The organism is Palleronia salina, assembly GCF_900141995.1.
Classification (GTDB): Bacteria; Pseudomonadota; Alphaproteobacteria; order Rhodobacterales; family Rhodobacteraceae; genus Palleronia; species Palleronia salina.
On record NZ_FQZA01000002.1, the window covers coordinates 212143 to 231614 of the forward strand.

Consider the following 19472-nt stretch of genomic DNA (forward strand, 5'->3'; position numbering starts at 1 on the left):
TTATTTTTGTTCTGACGCGATTGCTCTGAACATGGCGAAATGCTGCCGACAAATCCAACCATTACGAGCGGGTCTTTACCTGACGCGTCGAAAACGTTGCGACTTTGTCACGGGCGACCGGAAAGACGGCGGCCGAGGAACGATTTCTGTGTATAAATCGCCCGGGAAATCCAATCACCTTGCGAATTCACGCGCGCCTTTTCAGGGACTGTGCACTCACTGCGGCGCGCGAAGTCCCATCAGTTGACGACGTTGGAGATCCGGATCGAGATTCGGCGGTTCTCGGCTGCGAAGGGGTCGGCCAGGTTGGCGGGCTGGGTCGCGGCCACGCCGCTGACGCCCCCGATCTGCGTGACATCGACACCGGCTTCGATCAGTAGCCGCCGCGCCACGTTGGCCCGGTCGGCCGACAGTTCCCAGTTCGAGTAGCCGGAGCCGTCGCCGAACTGCGTCGCATCGGTATGGCCGATGATCTGCACAGCGCCGTCCTCGTCCGCCAGCGATTCGCCGATCGCCAGGATCAGCGCGCGGGCGTCGGGGCGGATGTCGGACCGGCCCCGGGCGAACAGCGACCGGCGCTCCACGTCGACGACCTCGACGATCATGCCGTTTCCATCGCGGCTGAGTTTCACCGACGCCGCCAGCTCCTCGGGGAGGTCGGCCTGTTCCAGCCGTTCGAGGATCTCGGTGCGCATCTGGTCCAGCCGTTCTTCCGCGGCGGCCTCGGCCCGTTCGCGGGCTTCGACCTCGGCCTGCTCCTGTTCGGTGCGCCGATTGCTTTCATCCAGCATCTGGGCCGCAGGGTTGGCGGGATCCTCGCTCGAGGGCAGGTATTCGACCACGACATCGGGCGGCGTGTCGCGCATCCGGCTGTCGAAGACGCGCAGGGGCGAGCCCTCGCCGAAAGAAGGCCCGGCGCGGCCGCCATCGGCCGGCCCGCCATTCAGAAGCGCGCCGGGCGACACCATGGGGCGCAGGTCCGACCCGTCGCCGGCCGCCTTGCCGGTTTCCGACACGGTCGGCGTGAAGTAGTTGGCCAGCCCGCGCAGCTTTTCCTCGTCGGACGCGGCGAGGATCCACAGCAGCAGGAAGAAGGCCATCATCGCGGTCATGAAGTCCGCGTAGGCGACTTTCCAGCCGCCCCCGTGGTGACCTTCGTGCCCGTCCTCCTCGACGCGCTTGATGATGATCGGGGCGTTCTGCTTGTCGGGCATGGCGGCGGCCTTTCACTGGCTCCGGCTGGACCGGCGCGTCAGGAGGCGCCGCGGCCGCTGCGCTGGCTTTCGCGCTGGTACGTGCCGAGCCCGGCCTTGCGGGCATACTCGGCCTTGCGCTCGGAGTAGGACGGCGCGACCAGCGGCATGGACGCGGGCAGGTTGAACGCCGCGCGGTATTCATCCTCGGTCATGTCGTGCTCGGCGCCCAGGTGCCGCTTGAGCATCTTGAAGCCCTTGCCACAGCACAGGCAGTAGATCTTGTCGTTGGTGACGGACTGATCGACCGGCAGCGCGGGGGTGCGCGGGATCGCCAGGCCCGCCGCGGCGGGCTGGGTCACGGCCGGTTGCGCGGGGATCGCGGTGCCGCCACGCAGGCGGTGCACGAACTCGATGATCTGGTCCTGGGTGACGTCGCTGCGCTGGGCATAGCCCGCGGCAATGATCGCGATACAGTCGTCGCTGAGGGGAGAAGTGGACATCAGAATGCCTCCGATAGACGATTGATCATGCATTCTGCAATCAAGGGTGCCGGAACACCGCGCTGCGACCCGTTTCGTTCTTGTAGGACCGCATCAATACTTGATCTACTGTAAGGATATTCTTGCCCGTTTCAACTTAATCTTGCCATAAATTTCCGACTAGCGCGTTTGTTGCGCACTGAACACGTCCAGACCGGGCGCGCGGCCCGACCAGAGAGACCCGTCCGCGCCGTCCGAGACCGTGTGCGCGACCATCGCGCTGAGAAAACCGGTGGCCACCAAACTCATCGCCGCGAGGAACGGCACCCGCAGGCCGTGGCCCAGGCGACGGGTGACGGCGCGGGCGCGGTTGGGCAGGGGGAAGCCCAGCTGTTTCGACGGCGTCACGAACAGGCCCGATTGCAGCAGCGCCACCCGGGCGGGGCGGGGCATTTCAGTCACGAATTCGGCCGGAAACAGCTCGGCCGGCATGTCGATGGCGGTGAAGCGCAGGTCGGTGCTGCCCAGCGCCGCGGCGGAGATATGGATCGACCCCAAGTCGTCGCGGAGCATGACGTCGCGCAGGAGGGTGGGCACACCGTTCGACGTTTCCGTTTCCAGCCGGACCCGTTCGCCCACGCGGCGCAGGGTGGCGCGCAGCTCGACCGGCGGGGCGGGCGGCGCCGGCGGCGCGGGCCTTTCGGGCTCGGCAGGGTGCGGCGGGCGGTATCCCTTGGGCGGCGACGTGGGCGTCGGCGGCACGGGGCTGCGCCGTTCGGCCAAGGGAAAGATCTTGCGGACAGACCGGCGGGCGGACAGCGAGCGGGACCCGTGCGACGACGGGTCGACATCGGCGCAGACTTCTTCCGGGTCGAGCCCCTCGTCCCGGGCGAAGCGGAAGTTCAGGTCATAGTCGACGGCGCGTTCCAGCAGGTCGGCGTCGCGGGTCAAGATCCGCAGCAGGGCCGATTCCTGCGAGAACAGCAATGACCGCTCGGGGAAGCCATCGACCGCGGGATTGGTCTCGAACCCGCCCAAGGGGCGACCCAGCACCCGGGCGATGCGGGCCAGGACCTTGTCTGACTCGTCCTCGTGAAACAGCACGAACTCGCACGTGCCCTCGGCATCCAGGCACACGGCCAGGCGAATGTCCGCGGGCCAGTCGCGCGCGGCCTGCGCCACGTCGGCCGGATCGTAGAAATAGGCGAACGCGTCCAGGGGGTCCTGGGCGGCGCCGGCTTTTCTTGCAGAAACAGCACTATTCATAACGGTGCCCTTCGTTTTGGCCGATTTATTCTTGATTTATCCTTCTACATCAAGATTTTTATCTTCAGAACCGTCGATCACATGGACAGGCGCTGCACTTATGACACTCATCCTTGGAATTCTGATCGTGTTCGGCTTGGTCTTCGGTGGCTTCATGCTGTCGGGCGGCAAGATGGACATCGTTATTCACGCCCTGCCCTACGAAGGGATGATGATCGGTGGCGGGGCCATCGGCGCCTTCGTCATCGCCAATTCGTTCGGGGTGGCCAAGCAGTCGGCCAAGGGCATCATCCGCGTGATAAAGGGGCCGCAGTGGAAGGCGCAGGATTACAACGACCTGCTGAGTCTGATGTACGAGCTGGCCCGCGTCTATCGGCAGAAGGGCATCGTCGCCATGGACCCGCATGTGGAGGACCCGCACAGCTCGGAGATTTTCCAGCGCTATCCGAAGATCCTGAAAGATCACTTCGCCATCGACCTGATCACCGACAGCTTTCGCATGGTTTCCATGCAGTTCGATGACCGTTACCAGATGGAAGACCTGATCAACCGCAAGATCAAGAAGCACCACCACGAAAGCTTGGTTCCGGCGAGCGCGATCCAGACCATGTCCGACGGCCTGCCCGCCATCGGCATCGTCGCGGCCGTGCTGGGCGTCATCAAGACCATGTCCTCCATCGACCAACCGCCCGAGGTGTTGGGCAAGATGATCGGCGGCGCGCTGGTCGGCACCTTCCTGGGCGTGTTCCTGGCCTATTGCATGGTCGCCCCCATCGCCGGGCGCCTGAAGCAGATCGAGGAAGAGGACGGCGCCTTCTACGCCGTGATCCGCGAAGTGATCGTGGCCATCGTTTCGGGCCATCCGCCGTCGGTCGCGGTCGAGATCGGGCGCGGCAACATCCCGACGGTCAAGCAGCCCGACTTCTCGACGGTGGAAGAGGCGCAGCGCGCCCTGCCGGCGGCGTGATCCGCGCGGCCGTCCTTCTGGTCCTGCTATCGGGCGGGGCGGCCTTTGCCGCCGCGCCCGAAGCGCCGCCGACCGACGAGAGCGATGCGGCCGAAGACGACGCGGCACGGGGACTTCCCGCGTCGATGCGCAAGCACGGCGTCATCGGGCACATTCCTTCGGAAGGCGACTACAACATTCTCGACCCCGGCATCCTGACCGACATGCGGTCGGCCCTGATCCTGCTGGGCGAAAGCGCGGCGGAATGAGCCGCAAGCGCGGTTCGGGGCTTGAGACCCTGATGCGCCTGCGCCGCCACCGCGTGCAGGAGATCGGACGCGAGCTGGTCGACCTGGACGCGGCGATCAAGCGACACGAATCCGACAAGCGCGCGCTGGCCGAAACCCGGTTCGAACGGGCGGACCAGGATCTGCCCGAGGCCGCCCGGTTCACCGCCGATTTCGTCCGCCACGCGGGTGCATTGCTGCGCGCCCAGGAAGCCGAGATCGAGAAGCTGGAAGAGACCACGCGCGAGGCCCAGGCGCAGTTGCGCGACGCGTTCATCGACCTCAAGCGGATCGAGCTGACGCACAAGGCGCAACAGGCCCGCGAGCGGCGCCAGCGCGACCGCCGCGAGACACAGGTGATCGAGGAACAGACCCTGATGCGCTGGGGCCGCGACGATTGAGCCGCGGCCCCGGGAAGCGATCAGGCCGAGAGGGTTTCGACCGTCAGGTTGCCGTTGGTGTAGACGCAGATATCCGACGCGATATCCATGGCGCGGCGGGCGATGGCCTCGGCGTCCATGTCGCTGTCCATCAGCGCGCGGCCGGCGGCCAGGGCATAGTTGCCGCCCGACCCGATGGCCGCGATGTCATGCTCGGGCTCGAGCACGTCGCCCGCGCCGGTGATGACATAGAGATCCGATCCGTCCGACACGATCAGCATCGCCTCGAGCTTCTGCAGGTACTTGTCGGTGCGCCAGTCCTTGGCCAGCTCGACCGCCGCGCGCTGCAGCTGACCGGGCGTCGCTTCGAGCTTGGTCTCGAGCCGTTCGAGCAAGGCAAAGGCATCGGCGGTCGACCCCGCGAAGCCGGCGATCACCTCGCGGCCGCCCGGGCTGATCCGGCGCACCTTGCGGGCGGTGCCCTTGATGACGGTGTCGCCCAGGCTCACCTGTCCGTCGCCCGCGATCACCACGCGCCCGCCCTTGCGCACGCCGACGATGGTGGTGCCGTGCCAGCCGGGAAAGTCGGTATCGGCCATGAAAGCTCCTTTCGGGAATTCGGTTGGCTTTCATATGGACCCGGGCCGACGGCTTGCCAACCGGCGGGCGTCGCGGAGGCGCGCCATGGCTGACGCGCGCGTGCTGCGGATCTTCTACCACCGGCAATTGCTGGAGCGTGCGCGGGCGGGCGGGCACAACTACACCAACCGGATCGACGCGGCGCTGCGTTCGCGCGGGTGGCGGGTGGAATTGTGCCTGGACTCCGACGCGGCGCGGGTGGCGTCGCTGGCGCGGGCGGGACGGTCCCTGTTCCACATGGCTCCGCCGCTGGGCGCACGGTCGCTGACCACGCGGCTGGCCTACTGGTATCCGTTCTGGCGGATCGAGGCGTCGGCGAAGCGGTGGGAATGGGACGTCGCGCAGGCGCGGTTCGACCCGGATGCGGTGGATCCCGAGGCGGCCGCGCGGTTTCGCACCAGGCGGCGGGGGCAGCACCTGAAGGGCGTGCAGGCGACCGGCGACGCCGTGTTCGTCCCGCTTCAGGGTCGTCTCCAGGAGGCCCGGTCGTTCCAGACCATGTCGCCGCTGGCCATGCTGGAGCAGACGCTGGCCCATACCGGCCCGCGCCGCGTGGTGGCGACACTGCACCCGAACGAGACCTATTCGCCGGCCGAACGCGCGGCGCTAGAGGATCTTGCCGCCCGCCACCCGCGATTGCAGGTCAGCGACGCGCCGGCGGACCGGGTGCTTGGCGAGAGCGGGCTGGTGGTCACCCAGAATTCGTCGGTGGCGCTGCTGGCCTACCTGCTGGACCTGCCGGTGATCCTGTTCGGGCAGATCGACTTTCATCACATCGCTTTGAACGTGGCCGAGCTGGGCGTGGCCGGGGCTTTCGCCCGCGCGGCGGATCACCGGCCCGATAGCGCACGCTACCTGTTCTGGTTCTTCCGGATGAATGCCCTCGACGCGGCGGCCGAGGATGCCGAGGCGCAGATCCTGAGCCGCTTCGCCGATCACGGCTGGACGTTCTGAACCCGCAACGCAAAAGCCCCGGCGCGATGGCCGGGGCTTGAGCAATTCCGCGATCGGGGCCGGATCAGATCGATTCGGTGATCCAGTTCTGCAGCGCGGCCTTGGGGGCGGCGCCGATCTTGTTGCTGACGACCTGGCCGTCCTTGAACAGGAACAGCGCCGGGATACCACGAACGCCCATCTGCGCGGGGGCGTTGGGGTTCTCGTCCACGTTGACCTTCACGATCTTCACGCGGCCTTCCATCTCGGACGAGATCTCTTCCAGGGCGGGGCCGATCTGTTTGCAGGGGCCGCACCATTCGGCCCAGAAATCCACCACCACGGGCAGGTCTGCATTCTTCACTTCGGCGTCGAAGGTGTCGTCGGTGACGGCTACGGTGGCCATTGGTCTCTCCTTCAGGAACGGTCGTCCCGAGATAGGGACCGGCAGCGGACGGGTCAAGATTGCCCGGCGCGGGCGAAGGCGGTTCGCACCAGCTCGGGGGGGAGCGGCATCAGCCGCGCCGTCGCGGTCCAGAGCAACGCGGTCTCGATCCGGCGGCCGGGATAGATGGCCGCCAGCGCGGCGTCATAGGCGCCCATCTGCCGCAACAGGCCCTCGGGCACGGTGTCTGGCGTGTCGGGCACCTGTGCGTTCGACTTGTAGTCCACCGCCAGCACCCGGTCGGCGGTGACCAGAAGGCGGTCGATGGCGCCGGTCAGGGCGCGACCATCGGGCAGTCGCCCCGCGATGGGCACCTCGGTCAGCGCGTCGGGGGCGAAGAGATCGGCCAGCCCGGGCGCGTCGATGACGGTTCGCGCGGCGGCCAGGCGGTCGTCGCGCTCGGCCTCGCCGAGGCCGGGCAGCAGCGCGGCGGCAACACGGTCCCAATCGGCGCGGGACACCTGGGGCAGGTATTCCAGCAGCAGGTGCAGGTCGGTGCCGCGCGCGCGGGCCGCGTCGCTGTCCGGCCCATCGGCGGGGATTTCGCCCGGCAGGACCTTGGCGCCGCCCAGGTCCGAGGGCCGCAGCAGCACCGGCGCGGCGGGCGGCGGACCGGCGGGCGTGTCGATCCAGCCGGGAAGGTCGTGTTGGGGCGTCTGAGGGTCACGGGTGGCGTGCTGCACCTCGGTCAGCCCGGTCCAGTCGCCGGTGGCGAAGCGGAGCCCGTCGCCCGCCGGCGTGTCCAGCGGCACGGTATCGAGCCGTTCCAGCCCTGCGGCGAGCTGCGGATACCAGCGGCCATCGGTCTTCTCGGCATCCCCCGCGCCGCAGAGGATCAGCCAGAACTGCGCCCGCGTCATCGCGACGTAGAGCAGGCGGTCCCGCTCGGCCGCCGCGGCCTGGTCCAGCGTCGCGTGGGCGTCTTTCAGCACGGCCGGGCGCCCATCCTTCCCCTGTTTCAGCAGCCGTCCCGTCCCGTCCGGCACGGGCCAGAGCGGATCGTCGATATTGCGCGGCTTGCCCGTGGTGTCGGGCAGGATGACGATGGGCGCCTCGAGCCCCTTGGCCCCGTGCACCGACATGATCCGCAGGTTGCCGCCCGCCGATTCCGACTGCCGCTTGATCGCGATGTCGTCGCTGGTCAGCCACGACAGGAAGCCGGTGAGGCTGGGGATCTCGGACCGCTCGTAGCCCAGCGCCTGCGACAGGAGCGCGTCGATCGCCTCTTCGCATTCGGGGCCGAGGCGCCCCACCAGCCGGGCCCGACCCCCGTGGCGCGTCAGGATCCGGTCGATCAGCTCGAACGGGCGCAGGAAATCGGCCTGCCGGCGCAGGTCGTCGATGATCGCCATGGTTTCGGGATAGGCGTCGCGCCCGTCGCGCAGGGCGTGCCACAGGATGCGGCTGCCGCGATGCGCCGCCAGCGTGAAAAGATCCTGTTCGCTCCACGCGAAAAGCGGCGAGCGCAGGGCTGCGGCCAGCGACAGGTCATCCTCGGGCGTGGCGAGGAAGGACAGCAGGGCAGCGATATCCTTGACCGCCAGTTCGGCCATCAGGGTCAGCCGGTCGGCCCCGGCCACGGGGATGCCGCGCGCCTTGCAGGCCCGGATCGTCAGGTCGAACAGCGGCCCGCGCGATCGGAACAGGATCAGGACATCGCCCGCCTGCACCTTGCGGCGTTCGCCGTCGCGCGCGGGGTCGGGGATGGTCTCGGTCCCGATCATGGCGGCGATGGCATCGGCGACATGACCGGCGAGGATCGCGCGTTCGTCCCGCGGGGACACGCGGTCCAGCGGATCGTCGAAATCGGTGGGCGGGTCGGTGTCGGGTTTCGGCACCGCGGGCCAGAGATCGACGCGACCGGGCAGCTGGTCGCGGAAGGCGATATGCTCCATCCCCTGCCCGTCGAACACCGCGTCCACGGCCCGCAGGATCGCGGGGGCGGACCGGAAGGAATGCAGCATGTCGCGCCGGTCCATCCGCCCGTCGCCCAGCTGGGCGGAAAACCGGTCGTGCATCCGGTCGAAGCCCTCGGGGTCTGCGCCCTGGAACGAATAGATCGACTGCTTCTTGTCGCCCACGACGAACAGGGTGCGGCGGGTCGCCTCTTCGGTCCCGTCGCCGGCGGTGATTTCGCCCGCCAGTGCCTCGATCATCTGCCACTGGGCCGGGGAGGTGTCCTGCGCCTCGTCCACCAGGATATGGTCGATCCCGCCATCCAGCCGGTAGAGCACCCAGCGCGCCACGTCGCTGCGCGTCAGCAGGTCGCGCGCGCGCAGGATCAGGTCATCGAAATCCAGCCAGCCGCGCGCGGTCTTGGCCCGCTCGTAAAGCGGCAGGAAGGCGGCCGCGAAGTCCTGCAGGGCAAGATTGCGGGCGACCTCGGCCAGGCCCATGCGGGCGTCCCGCGCGGATTCGACCCGCGTCATCAGGTCGTTCAGCGCGTCCACATCCGCGGGGTCCATCGCCTTGCGGCAGCCCGCCGTGGGGATGCTGCCGATCTTGGCGCTGAAGGGCTCTTTCGCGCTTGCACCGGTCAGCAGGACGGACTCGAGCGCCTCGCAGGCCGCAAGCGTCCCGGTGCCCGCCGCGCGCAGCTTTTCGGCATTGCCCTGGTCCGTCGGCTTGTCGCTGGCGGCCATGGCGGTGAGCACCCGGTCGATCAGGTCCGCCGTGCCCGGGTCGAAGACCTGTGAAACCAGCCGATCCTCGGTCAGCGTCTCGGGGATCTCGAACAAGCGGCAGAGTTCGGGCCGAACCAGCCGCGCGCGGAAATGGTCGCGCTGGGCGACCAGCGCCGCGACCGTGCTGCCGATGTCCGAGCCGCCCAGGGCCCTGGCGAGCGCGCGCACCGTGTCGGGCTGCCGCTCGGCCAGGTCTTCGAGACAATCGCCGCGCAAAAGCTCGGCGCTGCGGTCGTCCATCTCGGCGAACTGGGGGCTGACCCCGGCTTCGACCGGGAAGCGGCGCAGCAGGATGGCGCAGAACGAGTGAATGGTCTGGATGCGCAGGCCGCCCGGCGTCTCGACCGCCTTGGCGAACAGCCGCCGGGCGGCCGACAGCGCGTCGTCTGTGACGGTTCCACCGCCGGTCAGGCGCTGCAGCGCTGCGCGCAGGTCGGCGTCGGGCAGCATCGACCAGCCGCCCAGCGTCTTGAACAGGCGGTTCTGCATCTCGGACGCGGCGGCCTTTGTATAGGTCAGGCACAGGATGTTCTGGGGCGCCGTGCCGCCCAGCAGCAGCCGCGCCACCCGGTCGGTCAGAACCCGCGTCTTGCCCGACCCCGCATTGGCCGACAGCCAGGTTGAGCGGTCGGGCTGTGCCGCCGCGATCTGGCGGCGGGTGGCGTCGTCGATTGAGGGGCCCGTCATGTGAGCTTTTCCGGTGTGGCCGGGTCCGAGATGTCCCATTCGCCGTAGCGCGCCAGGTGATCGAAATCGAAGGCGTAGCCCATGGTTTCCATCGCCCGCCGCGACTGGAAGCCCTTGTCGGGGTCTGCATAGGCCTGAAGCAGCCGTTGCAGCATCTGCGTGGCCTCGTCCGGGTCCAGCCGAACCTGCTTTTCCTTCGGATCGTCCCGCCGCAGCGGGAACAGGCGCCACTTCGCGGGGCTGCCCAGTTGCACGTGGCCCGCGTGCGAGACCTCGCGCGCGGGCAGGTCGGTGAAGGCGCCGGCCTCGGCCATGGCGGCTTCGATCAGAACCTGCGGGTCGTATTGACGGATCTGCTTGTCGGTGGGCGCCGTGCCGGTCTTGTAGTCCAGAACGACCAGCGTGCCGTCCTCGTGCAGGTCGATCCGGTCGGCGGTGCCGCGCAGGGTGACATCGGTCCCCGGCACCCGCCATTCGCCCCGGATCTCCAGCCCCGCCGGGCGGGTGACGGCGCGGTGCGCGGCATCGGCATCGACGAACCAGGGCGCCACCTGTTCCAGCCGCGTCAGCCAGTTCAGGCGCGTGGCGACCCACGGCACCTCGGTCTCGAGATGCGCGCGGGCGAGGTCGACCAGTTTCGCGGCCGCGTCGGGGTCATCGGGGGCGACGGTCTGGACGTATTCCTCGAAGATCGCGTGGGTCGCGGTGCCACGCAGCCGCGCGTCGGGGTCCTTGCGCAGCGGGTCGAGCGCGCGAAGCCGCAGCACCCGGCTGGCGTATATGGCGTAGGGGTCGCGCACCAGTTTCTGGATGTCGGTGACGCTGAGCCGGGTGGGACGCGCGCCGGCGGGCGGGCAGGGTGCGGGCCGCGGGGCGGTGGGCACCCGGGTCACACGCGCCTCCATGGCCCGCGCGTGGCCGAGCCAGATCCGTCCGCGACCGCGCATCTGCGACACGGCGTCGGGGCCCCCGGTGCTGGGCAGGCCCGCCATGAGGTTCAGAAGGCGGTTCAGCCAGCGCGACATGACGGTTTCCGCCTCGGCGTCGCGTGTCGCGCGGGTCATCAGGACCTCGCGTCCGCAGACTGCCTGCTGGAAATCATGCGCCGACAGGCCGATGCTGCGTTCGGGAGACAACAGGCCCAGTTCCGCCCGCATCCGGCGGTTCAGCCACGGATCGGGGCCGGGCGGTTCGGGCCATGTGCCCTCGTTCAGACCGCCCAGAACGACCACGTCGGCGCCCTGCACCCGCGCCTCGAGCGTACCCCAGATCAGGACGCGCGGATCGGCGGTGACGGCATCGCGGACGGGCCTTGCGCGCAGGATGGCGTCGATCAGCGCGCGGTAGTTGGCGAGTGTCATTTCGCCCCCTGCCGCCGCTTGCTCGGACAACGTGCCGATCTCGGCCAGCGCGGCTTCTCCCGCGGTCTCTTGCCACAACTCGCCCGTACTTGCGCCCGCCGGGCCGCGCGCCAGGGCCTCGGTCAGGGCGACGTGATAGGCGACCATGTCGTCCAGCGGCCCTGTGGTGCAGTCCTCGGCGGCCAGCACCGTGTCGCAGATCCAGTCGAGCCACGCGTCCGCGCCTTCGATCCCTGCGGTTTCGGCCCATTGCCGCAGGTCGTCGGCGGTGGGGTGGGGCGGGCCGGCGCGGCGCAGCCACAGCTCCAGCTCGCGCGTGCGGCGCAGGTGGGGGCCGCGATCGGCTCCGGTATGGACCAGCGGGTGCTTCAGCACGGTCAGCAGCGTTTCGGGCGTCGCCGCGCGGCCCAGCAACCCGGCGGTGTGGCGCAGCAAGCGCCCCGGCGCCGAGAGCGACAGGGGCTGCCCCGCGCTGTCGTCCGGGGTGATGCCCCAACGGTCCAGCGCGGCGGTCACCTGCCGGGCAAGCGTCCGGTCGGGGGTGATGAGCGCGACCGTCTGGCCCGCGTCCACCGCCGCGCGCAGACGCAGGGCGATGGCCAGCGACTCGGTCCGGGGATCGGGCGCTTCGAGCAGGCCGAGACCCTGGCTCGCCACCATGAGGTCGCCCAGGCCGGGGCCGTCGCGCAGCCATCCGTCGGTGACCGGGGCCGGGCGCAGGGCCATCGAGACCAGGGCACGGCGGGCCGGAACAGGGTCTGTTTCGGTCCAGCGCGCCACCGACCGGGGCGGCATGTCCAGCGCGCGGGCCAGGTCGGCAAAGCGGTATTGCGGATGGTCCTCGGCGCCGGTGTCGTGGGCCAGCCCATCCCACAGGTCCGGCCCCATCTCGAAATCGAAACCGGGCAAGATAACCGCCCCCTGCGGCAGGCGCGCAACGGCCTGCATGAGCAGGGATGTCGTGCCGCGCGACCCGGTGGAGCCCGCGATGAGGATCGGGTCCGAAGGCGGCGTTGCGGCCCAGCGGCGGATCAGGCCCTCGACCAGCTGACGCTGGCGCGCGTCGGGATCGGGCGTCGCGCCGGGCTGGAAATAGCGTTGGACGAGGTCGATGAAGGCCAGAGCGCGTTGCCAGTGGCCGGACTGGTCGCTGATATCCAGGTTGCGCAGGGCGCTTGGGCCGACGCCCTCGGCCTGCATTTCCGACATGAGCGCGGCAAGGCTGTCGGCCAGGTCATACGCTGCGCTTTGGGCTGCGAGGTCGGGCGAGGTCTCCAGCAGCCGGGCGGTCAGCTGGGCCAGTTCCAGCCGCCGGCCCAGCGGATGGGCGGGCTGCGGCAGGCCCGCCATCACCGCGTCGGCGCCCAGATCGGTGATCAGCTCGACCCGGGGCAGGATGCGCAATGGCCCGTCGGCGAGCCGCGCCATGACCGCCGCCTGCATCCGGGCGCTGTTGACGATCAGGCGGACGCGCGCCCAATCCTCGGGCGCCCGGTCCTGCATCCGCGACTCCAGCCCCGCGACCAGTTCGGCCGCGAAATCGGCGCCCGGGGGAAGGCCGAACAGGCGCGGGGTGTCCTGCGGCTCAAACATCGCTCAACAGGGCCTCCGCTGCCGTGATTCCCTCGGGATGGCCCACATCGGCCCAGTGGCCGGGATGCTCGATCCCGTACAACGCGCCGCGTGCGGCGAGGTCGGTCCACACCTGAGACAGCGAGAAAACGGCCTTGGGGTAGTCGCCCAGAACCGCCGGGTCGATGATCTGCGCGCCGGTGAAGACCAGGTCGCCGCCGCGCGACAGGACGCCTTCGGGCGACATGTCGAAATCACCTGCGCCGGCACGGCCATGGGTGCGGGCGCGCGGGACCGTCATCAACAGCGCGCCCATGCCGGGCCGCCGGGCCTGCGCCAGCGCGGTCAGCGGGTTCGGCCCGGTCCAGACCGCGTCGGTGTTCAGCGTCACCACCGGACCGTCGCCCAGCAACGGCAGCGCGTGGCGCAGGCCACCGCCCGTATCGAGGATCTCGGGCGTCTCGTGCGAGACCGCGATATCGCGGGAAAGCAGGTGCGGGATGATGGCGTCGGGCTTGTAATGCACGTTCGCCACCAGCCGGGTGGCCCCGGCGGCGCGGCAGAGATCGATGGCGTGGTCGATCAGCGGACGACCCGCGACCTCGACCATGGGCTTGGGCCGGTCTCGGGTCAGCGCGCCCATGCGCGTGCCGAAACCCGCCGCGAACAGCATCACGGGAAAGGGAAACGCGCCGGTCATCGGGCGGGCGCCGGGATCAGCGACAGGACGCGGTCGCGCACGTCGTGCAGCGCCGGATGGTCGAGATCGCGTTGCAGGTCGGCCCAGACGCGGGGCAGGTGGGCGAGGTATCCGGGCTTGCCCCGATCCTGCGCCAGCCGCGCGAAGATCCCGAGGATGCGCAGGTGGCGCTGGGCGGCCTGCACGGCATAGGCGGCGCGGAAATCTTCTGGGTCCAGGTGGCGCGCGCGGGTGAACCGGTCGATCATCTCGTCCTCGATGCCCGGCGCCGTGCTGCGCCGCGCGTCCTGCAACAGCGAGGCGAGGTCGTAGGCTGGGTGCCCCGCCACCGCGTCCTGGAAGTCGAGCACGCCAAGCCGCGCGAGACCCCGTTCATCAGGGCGCCACAGCAGGTTGTCGGCGTGATAGTCCCTGTGAACGAGGACGGGTGTGCCGTTGTCGTGGCGGGATAGGCACTGTTCCAGCGCCGATTCCAGCTCCAGCCACGCGGGCGAGGGCGGGTCGTCCTGGCCCAGGTAGTGTTCCCAGGTGAGCCGGATCGCGCGGGCCATCTCGGACGGGCCATAGCGCGGCAGGTCCGCCGGTGGCGGTGCCGATTGCACCTGCACCAGCGCGTCGGTCGCAGCGGCGTAGAGCGGCCTTTCTAAACTGGCGTCGTGGGCCACGAGACGCGAGACCAGCCGGTCGCCCAGGTCCTCGAGCAGCAGAAGCCCCGCGTCGAGATCGGCGGCCAGCATGGCGGGTGCGCCAAGGCCCAGCCCGCGCAGGTGGTCGCCCAGCCGCAGGAAGGCGTTCTGCCGTCCGCAGGTGTCGGGCGGCGCGTCCATCAGGATGGCGGTCGCATCGTCGCGCGACAGGCGGAGATACCGACGGGCCGAGGCGTCGCCGGCCAGGTCCATGCGCACGGCGTCGTCCCAGCCTGCGCCCCGCAGGAAAGCGTCGATTTGCGGCACGCGTTCAGTCACTGAATGCGGCCTCGATCGCGCCCAAGCGGGCGGTGTCCCACCCGCTGAGCGTCACGCTGCGGCCGGTGTCCTGCATGGCAAAGGCCAGCCATAGTGCGCCCCTTGGCACCCGGTCCTCGAGCCGGTCGGGCCACTCGATAAGCGTGAGAGCGGTCTCGAACCCGTCATCCAGCCCCAGCTCGACCAGTTCGGACGCATCGCCCAGCCGGTAGAGATCGGCGTGCAGGATGTCGAGCGGCCCGGCGGCGTAGGCCTGCACCAGCGTGTAGGTGGGCGACGGCACGTCCTCGGGGGTGCGATGGGGCGCCTGCAGGGTCTGGATCACGCTGCGGGCAAGGTGGCTTTTGCCAGCGCCCAGCGGCCCCTCGAGGCAGATGCAGTCGCCCGGACCCACGAGCGTGGCCAGCGCGTGGCCGAGCCGGGTGGTGGCATCGGCGTCCGGCAGGTCCAGCGTCAGTTGGGGGTCGGTGGTCATGGAGGCACCATTACCGCCCGCCTGCCGGGCTTCAAGCGGTTAGGCTTTCAACCGCGCGGCAACTTCGGCGGCGCCGCGCAGTGGCGTGATCCGGGCCCGGCGCTGTGGCGGCGCGGCGGGGGTGAACCGCACCATCGTCATGGCATTGGGAAGCGATCCGAAGGTCAGCTTCAGCGGCGTGCCCGCCGTGGTGACGATGGTCGCGGTCCAGTCGCGCGCCTCGGCGCCGCGCAACATGTGATTGCGCAGCTCGGTCCAGCAGGGGTGGGGTTCGGACTTGGCCATCCAGTCGCCCAATGCGTCGCGCGCTGTGATCTGTGTCAGCGTGCTTTCGGTGTCCACGCACCAAAGCTTATCGTAGGCGGCGTTGGTCAGCACCAGCGTGCCGATCTCGTCGAAAACCGCGACGGCGTCGGGCAGCGCGTCCAGCGCCGCCCGGGTGGTGGCGATTTCGCTGCGGAATCGGCGCGTCAGGCCGACTTCGGCACTGATATCCTCGACCAGCAGGGCGAAGGCGCCGTCAGGCTGCGGCCGGCCGGTGACCCGGAACGTCCGCTCACCGGCAAGGTGCCACAGCTCGCAATAGGTGCCGTCGCTGGCCGCGCGTTCCACGTTCAGCACGTGGTCACGCCAGCTGCTGTAATCCTTGGGCTCGGGCATCATGTTGCGCGACCGCAGCGCGTCGAGGAACGAGTCGAGCCCGGGGCGCGACAGCAGCAGGTCGATGGGCAAGGTGGTGAGGTCCGTCAGGGCGGGGTTGAACATGACCAGCTGCCGGTCCCGGTCGAAAAGCGCGATGCCCACCGTCAGTTGCGCGAAGGTGCGCGAGAAGGTCTGGATCGACTCGGACAGCGACGTTTCGGCCCGTACCAGCGCATCGACGGGCAGGGCCGTGACGAACAGGTCCGCCCCGATCCGCGATAGGTGACAGTCGAACCACCGCTCGCCGCCGTCGGGATCCGTGAGCGACAGGCGCTGGATGTCGCCTTCGTCCGGGTTCAGGCGGGGAAAGACCCGGTGCGGCGGCCAGGCCGTGGACGGGCCGTCGGATACCTCTTCGACCAGGGCGAGATAGGCCCTGTTCACCCACGAAATCGTGCCTTCCGGCCCCTCGCGCCACGCGGCGAAGGCCATGGCGTCGCCCTGCGCGCGCAGGCTGTCCAGCTCGGCCCCCAGAGACGCGTGCGCGCCGCGGTCGAGCGTGACGATATCGGTCTCGGCAGACACCAGCGAGAGGCGCACGCCGGTCCCCTCGTTCCTTAGCCGCAGCGCGGTCGAGCGATCCTGCGAGGCCAGCGTCGCGACCCCGAGGCGGGGCATGTCCAGCATCGTGCGCGAGAAGCCGGGAAAGAGCCGGTCGAGATGGCCGGCGAGGCTGCGGTAGGTCGCCCGCCCGTCGCCAAGGCGCGCGAGATATTCCCGGGCCGGGGCGGTCGCATCGACCAGCGCGCCGCGGTCGACCACGAAACTGGTGGCGGTCGGGTCGGCTTCGCGCGTGAGGCGCTGGTCGCGCCGGTCCGCGCCCAGCCTGTGCGCCAGGAACGCCGCACCCGACAGCGCCGCGGACAGTGAAACCGTCGCACAGATCAGCACCAGATCGACAACTGTCATCGAGACCCCCGACCGAATGGAAACGTTAACGGTCAGCTTCTTCGGGGAAGACTTAACGAAACGTTAAGCTCCCGAAAAAAGGCGCGTTTTACTCAAATGTCGGTCGGTTGGTTTTCACCCAGCGCGCCGCGACCGCCGCCTTCGGCCGCCAGGGCCGCGCGCGACCAGCGCAGGGTGACGATGGCGCCGTGTCGCGTCAGGCGGGCCGAGCGGTCGGTGAACTGGTCCGCGCCATTGGCGAAGACCAGCTCGGCCCCCGAGCGTTCGAGCAGCGTTTTCGCGATGAACAGGCCCAGGCCCATGCCCTGGCTGTCCTCGCGGCGGGTCGTGCGACCGGCATTGCGGCTGCGCATGAACGGGTCGCCCAGGACGGGCAGCAGGTCGGGCGGAAAACCGGGGCCGTCATCGGCGATGCGCAGGTTGATGGTCTCGTCGCTCCAGCGGGCGTCGATCCAGACCCGCGACCGGGCGAAATCCACCGCGTTCTGGATCAGGTTGCGCAGGCCGTGCACCACTTCGGGGCGTCGCAGGATCACGGGCTCCTCGTCCTCGGGGTCGAACTCGACGGCGCCGGTGGGGGCGAGGTCGTAGATCAGCTCGACCCCGCGGGCGCCGTGCGGCTCGGCCGCTTCCTCCAGCACCGCCGACAGGGGCGCGTGGCGCATGTGGCTGTCCTGCTTGCCGGCGCGACCCATGGAGTGAAGGATCATCCGGCACCGCTCGGCCTGGTCGCGGATCAGCCGCGCGTCGTCGCGCAGGTCCGAGTCCTCGCCCAGCTCTTCGAGCATCTCGCCGCTGACCAGCGCGATGGTCGACAGGGGTGTGCCCAGCTCGTGCGCGGCTGCGGCGACCACGCCGCCCAGGTCGGTCAGCTTCTGTTCGCGCGCCAGAGCCATCTGCGTCGCCTGCAACGCGTCGGCCATGGCCGTCATCTCCAGCGTGACCCGGCGCGCGTAGGCGGCCTGGAAGATGACCCCGATGCAGATCGCCGCCCAGAAGCCCAGCCGGAACAGCGGCGGCAGGTGCATCTCGGCCCCGTCGGTGGTGCTGAGCGGGACGTAGACCCAGAAATTCGTCGTGGTCAGACCCACGGCAACGACGCACACCAGCAGGGTCGCGTTCAGCCGCAGCACGGCGGCCGAGATCGCCACCTGCGCAAGGATCAGGGACGCGAACGGGTTGTTCAGCCCGCCCGTCAGCATGAGCAGCGTCGACAGGTGCACCATGTCGAAGACCAGCACGCCCGCCAGCCCGGTTTCGTTCAGGCGCTTGTTCTCGGGATAGATCAGCGCGGCGGCGACATTGGTGATGACCGCAACCGCGATGGTGACCGCGATCAGCCCGGTGGGCAGCGCCAGGTCGAGGAACACCAGCGACAGGATGACGGTCACCACCTGCCCGGCAATGGCGATCCAGCGCAGCAGGATCATGGTGCGCAGGCGCACCCAGTTCGACCGTCGCGGCGCCGCGAAGATCGGATCGTTGGGGCCGAAATCGGGCGCTGCGTCTGTCTGCGTCATCGTTTCGCTTGTAAGGCCGGTCACGCGGCCCGATCAATGGGCCGGATTCGGGGCGAAAGGACGCAAGCGATGAAGAAGGCTTACCTGTTCGGCGGCGCGGCGGTGGTGGCCGTGGGGGTCGGGCTGACCGCCGGCCTGCTGCTGCGCGAGGATGGCGGTCCCTTCGCGCCGTGCCGGGACAACGTCATCGCCGGGGGCGGCGGCACGATCGGTGGCGACTTCACGCTGGTGTCCGAGACCGGCGAGACCGTGACCTCGGACGATGTCATCGACGGACCCACCCTGATCTATTTCGGCTACACCTTCTGCCCCGATGTCTGCCCCTACGATGCCGCGCGCAATGCCGAGGTCGTGGACCTGCTGGACGCGCGCGGATACGACGTGACGCCGGTGTTCGTCACCATCGACCCGGCCCGCGACACGCCCGAGGTTCTGGCCGAGTACACCGACTACCTGCATCCCGACATGCTGGGCCTGACCGGCTCGGCCGAGCAGGTCGACGCCGCGGCGCGGGCCTATCGCGCGTATTACGGGCGCGGGCCCGATGTGGGCGAGGACGGCTACCTGATGAACCACTCGGTCTTCAGCTACCTGGTCCTGCCCGAACACGGCTTCGTCGAGTTCTATCGCGGTGCGCCCGGCGTGGCGGGCGAGGGGATCGAGTCCGACGCGATGGCCGAGAGCATGGAGTGCTACCTCAGCAGGGCGTGATTTGATCGCCGCCGTTTCGCGCCTATGTCACGCGACATAGTAGAGAATTGCGGGATGCGGGATGAGCGAGACTGCCCAGAAAATCGGACCGGACAAGAGCCTTCTTCTGCTGGATGACGACGAGGCGTTCCTGAAACGCCTTGCCCGGGCGATGGAGAAGCGCGGCTTCGAGGTGCGCACCGCCGAGTCGGTCCAAGACGGATTGGCCGCGGTCCGCGAGGCGACGCCGGCCTACGCCGTCATCGACCTGCGCCTGGGCGACGGCAACGGGCTGGACGTGGTCGAGCAGATCCGCGAGCGGCGCGAGGACACGCGCATCGTCGTGCTGACGGGCTACGGCGCCATCGCGACCGCCGTGGCGGCGGTGAAGATCGGCGCGACCGATTACCTGTCCAAGCCCGCAGACGCGAACCAGATCAGCGCCGCGCTGCTGGCCACGGGCGAGGATCTGCCCCCGCCGCCCGAGAACCCCATGTCCGCCGACCGGGTGCGGTGGGAGCATATCCAGCGCATCTACGAGCAATGCGACCGCAACGTGTCCGAGACGGCCCGGCGGCTGAACATGCATCGCCGGACCTTGCAGCGTATCCTGGCCAAGCGGTCGCCGCGCTAGGT

The 19472-nt window shown here is 69.3% G+C and carries 18 protein-coding genes; 6 read left to right on the plus strand and 12 right to left on the minus strand.

The genetic code is table 11. The annotated features are described in order from the left end of the window. Positions 1-239 precede the first annotated feature (239 nt). From BUB76_RS03920 to BUB76_RS03930, 3 genes are all read right to left on the minus strand, one after another. A complete protein-coding gene (locus BUB76_RS03920; RefSeq protein ID WP_073126960.1) occupies positions 240-1214 on the minus strand; it encodes a flagellar motor protein MotB in 975 nt (324 codons plus the stop codon). Between the two features lie 38 nt (positions 1215-1252). Then, complete coding sequence (locus BUB76_RS03925; protein ID WP_073126963.1) at positions 1253-1696, minus strand: Ros/MucR family transcriptional regulator; 444 nt, start codon at positions 1694-1696, stop codon at positions 1253-1255. A 159-nt stretch (positions 1697-1855) separates the two neighbouring features. After that, positions 1856-2941 (minus strand): hypothetical protein, encoded by a 1086-nt coding sequence (locus BUB76_RS03930; RefSeq protein ID WP_073126965.1) that lies wholly within the window; start codon positions 2939-2941, stop codon positions 1856-1858. A 100-nt stretch (positions 2942-3041) separates the two neighbouring features. On the opposite strand from BUB76_RS03930, the gene motA reads away from it, so the two are divergent. Genes motA through BUB76_RS03945 form a run of 3 tightly spaced genes read left to right on the plus strand, consistent with a single transcriptional unit; the run spans position 3042 to position 4575 of the window. After that, positions 3042-3908 (plus strand): flagellar motor stator protein MotA, encoded by an 867-nt coding sequence (gene motA / locus BUB76_RS03935; protein WP_073126968.1) that lies wholly within the window; start codon positions 3042-3044, stop codon positions 3906-3908. After that, positions 3905-4156 carry a hypothetical protein gene (locus BUB76_RS03940; protein ID WP_073126970.1) on the plus strand — a complete coding sequence of 84 codons (252 nt, stop codon included), beginning with the start codon at positions 3905-3907 and terminating at the stop codon, positions 4154-4156. Before motA ends, BUB76_RS03940 begins: the two co-directional genes overlap by 4 nt. Continuing rightward, the gene (locus BUB76_RS03945) at positions 4153-4575 is read left to right on the plus strand and encodes a hypothetical protein (protein WP_073126973.1); all 423 of its coding nucleotides are present in this window, start codon (positions 4153-4155) and stop codon (positions 4573-4575) included. The genes BUB76_RS03940 and BUB76_RS03945 overlap by 4 nt, the downstream gene beginning before the upstream one ends. Before the next feature lie 20 nt (positions 4576-4595). Here the strand turns inward: BUB76_RS03945 and hslV are convergent, their stop codons facing one another. Further along, positions 4596-5153, minus strand: coding sequence for an ATP-dependent protease subunit HslV (gene hslV / locus BUB76_RS03950; RefSeq protein WP_073126975.1), 558 nt, complete (start codon positions 5151-5153; stop codon positions 4596-4598). Positions 5154-5238: 85 nt separating this feature from the next. Here hslV and BUB76_RS03955 point away from each other — a divergent pair, with 85 nt between their 5' ends. Then, positions 5239-6147: a hypothetical protein gene (locus tag BUB76_RS03955; protein WP_073126977.1), complete on the plus strand. Its 909-nt coding sequence runs from the start codon at positions 5239-5241 to the stop codon at positions 6145-6147. A gap of 64 nt (positions 6148-6211) precedes the next feature. Here BUB76_RS03955 and trxA read toward each other — a convergent pair whose 3' ends face one another. The 8 genes from trxA to regB all read right to left on the minus strand — a co-directional run bounded on the left by trxA (position 6212) and on the right by regB (position 18146). Next, positions 6212-6532 carry a thioredoxin gene (gene trxA / locus BUB76_RS03960; protein ID WP_073126979.1) on the minus strand — a complete coding sequence of 107 codons (321 nt, stop codon included), beginning with the start codon at positions 6530-6532 and terminating at the stop codon, positions 6212-6214. Positions 6533-6585: 53 nt separating this feature from the next. Further along, a complete protein-coding gene (gene addA / locus BUB76_RS03965; protein WP_073126981.1) occupies positions 6586-9942 on the minus strand; it encodes a double-strand break repair helicase AddA in 3357 nt (1118 codons plus the stop codon). Then, the gene (gene addB / locus BUB76_RS03970) at positions 9939-12896 is read right to left on the minus strand and encodes a double-strand break repair protein AddB (RefSeq protein ID WP_073126982.1); all 2958 of its coding nucleotides are present in this window, start codon (positions 12894-12896) and stop codon (positions 9939-9941) included. The genes addA and addB overlap by 4 nt, the downstream gene beginning before the upstream one ends. Further along, positions 12889-13575, minus strand: coding sequence for a nucleotidyltransferase family protein (locus tag BUB76_RS03975; RefSeq protein ID WP_073126984.1), 687 nt, complete (start codon positions 13573-13575; stop codon positions 12889-12891). The genes addB and BUB76_RS03975 overlap by 8 nt, the downstream gene beginning before the upstream one ends. Next, positions 13572-14540: an aminoglycoside phosphotransferase family protein gene (locus BUB76_RS03980; protein WP_073126986.1), complete on the minus strand. Its 969-nt coding sequence runs from the start codon at positions 14538-14540 to the stop codon at positions 13572-13574. Before BUB76_RS03980 ends, BUB76_RS03975 begins: the two co-directional genes overlap by 4 nt. Continuing rightward, entirely contained in the window at positions 14533-15015 is a 483-nt protein-coding gene (tsaE, locus tag BUB76_RS03985; RefSeq protein WP_073126988.1) for a tRNA (adenosine(37)-N6)-threonylcarbamoyltransferase complex ATPase subunit type 1 TsaE, read from the minus strand. The genes BUB76_RS03980 and tsaE overlap by 8 nt, the downstream gene beginning before the upstream one ends. Before the next feature lie 39 nt (positions 15016-15054). Beyond that, positions 15055-16626, minus strand: coding sequence for a PAS-domain containing protein (locus tag BUB76_RS03990; RefSeq protein ID WP_073126990.1), 1572 nt, complete (start codon positions 16624-16626; stop codon positions 15055-15057). Positions 16627-16718: 92 nt separating this feature from the next. Then, the gene (regB, locus tag BUB76_RS03995) at positions 16719-18146 is read right to left on the minus strand and encodes a sensor histidine kinase RegB (protein WP_084140523.1); all 1428 of its coding nucleotides are present in this window, start codon (positions 18144-18146) and stop codon (positions 16719-16721) included. Between the two features lie 69 nt (positions 18147-18215). Between regB and BUB76_RS04000 the strand changes: the two genes are divergently transcribed. Both BUB76_RS04000 and BUB76_RS04005 read left to right on the plus strand, forming a co-directional pair. Next, positions 18216-18857 (plus strand): SCO family protein, encoded by a 642-nt coding sequence (locus BUB76_RS04000; protein WP_073126992.1) that lies wholly within the window; start codon positions 18216-18218, stop codon positions 18855-18857. A 61-nt stretch (positions 18858-18918) separates the two neighbouring features. Continuing rightward, positions 18919-19470: an ActR/PrrA/RegA family redox response regulator transcription factor gene (locus BUB76_RS04005; protein WP_073126995.1), complete on the plus strand. Its 552-nt coding sequence runs from the start codon at positions 18919-18921 to the stop codon at positions 19468-19470. Positions 19471-19472: the final 2 nt, after the last annotated feature.

Bases quoted from the DNA above. Each gene is read 5' to 3' on its own strand.
- regB (WP_084140523.1), bottom strand. From the start codon at position 18,146: ATGACGCAGACAGACGCAGCGCCCGATTTCGGCCCCAACGATCCGATC.
- addA (WP_073126981.1), bottom strand. From the start codon at position 9,942: ATGACGGGCCCCTCAATCGACGACGCCACCCGCCGCCAGATCGCGGCG.
- BUB76_RS04000 (WP_073126992.1), top strand. From the start codon at position 18,216: ATGAAGAAGGCTTACCTGTTCGGCGGCGCGGCGGTGGTGGCCGTGGGG.
- BUB76_RS03990 (WP_073126990.1), bottom strand. From the start codon at position 16,626: ATGACAGTTGTCGATCTGGTGCTGATCTGTGCGACGGTTTCACTGTCC.
- BUB76_RS03925 (WP_073126963.1), bottom strand. From the start codon at position 1,696: ATGTCCACTTCTCCCCTCAGCGACGACTGTATCGCGATCATTGCCGCG.
- BUB76_RS03955 (WP_073126977.1), top strand. From the start codon at position 5,239: ATGGCTGACGCGCGCGTGCTGCGGATCTTCTACCACCGGCAATTGCTG.
- BUB76_RS03945 (WP_073126973.1), top strand. From the start codon at position 4,153: ATGAGCCGCAAGCGCGGTTCGGGGCTTGAGACCCTGATGCGCCTGCGC.
- BUB76_RS04005 (WP_073126995.1), top strand. From the start codon at position 18,919: ATGAGCGAGACTGCCCAGAAAATCGGACCGGACAAGAGCCTTCTTCTG.
- trxA (WP_073126979.1), bottom strand. From the start codon at position 6,532: ATGGCCACCGTAGCCGTCACCGACGACACCTTCGACGCCGAAGTGAAG.
- addB (WP_073126982.1), bottom strand. From the start codon at position 12,896: ATGTTTGAGCCGCAGGACACCCCGCGCCTGTTCGGCCTTCCCCCGGGC.
- hslV (WP_073126975.1), bottom strand. From the start codon at position 5,153: ATGGCCGATACCGACTTTCCCGGCTGGCACGGCACCACCATCGTCGGC.
- BUB76_RS03975 (WP_073126984.1), bottom strand. From the start codon at position 13,575: ATGACCGGCGCGTTTCCCTTTCCCGTGATGCTGTTCGCGGCGGGTTTC.
- BUB76_RS03930 (WP_073126965.1), bottom strand. From the start codon at position 2,941: ATGAATAGTGCTGTTTCTGCAAGAAAAGCCGGCGCCGCCCAGGACCCC.
- BUB76_RS03920 (WP_073126960.1), bottom strand. From the start codon at position 1,214: ATGCCCGACAAGCAGAACGCCCCGATCATCATCAAGCGCGTCGAGGAG.
- tsaE (WP_073126988.1), bottom strand. From the start codon at position 15,015: ATGACCACCGACCCCCAACTGACGCTGGACCTGCCGGACGCCGATGCC.
- motA (WP_073126968.1), top strand. From the start codon at position 3,042: ATGACACTCATCCTTGGAATTCTGATCGTGTTCGGCTTGGTCTTCGGT.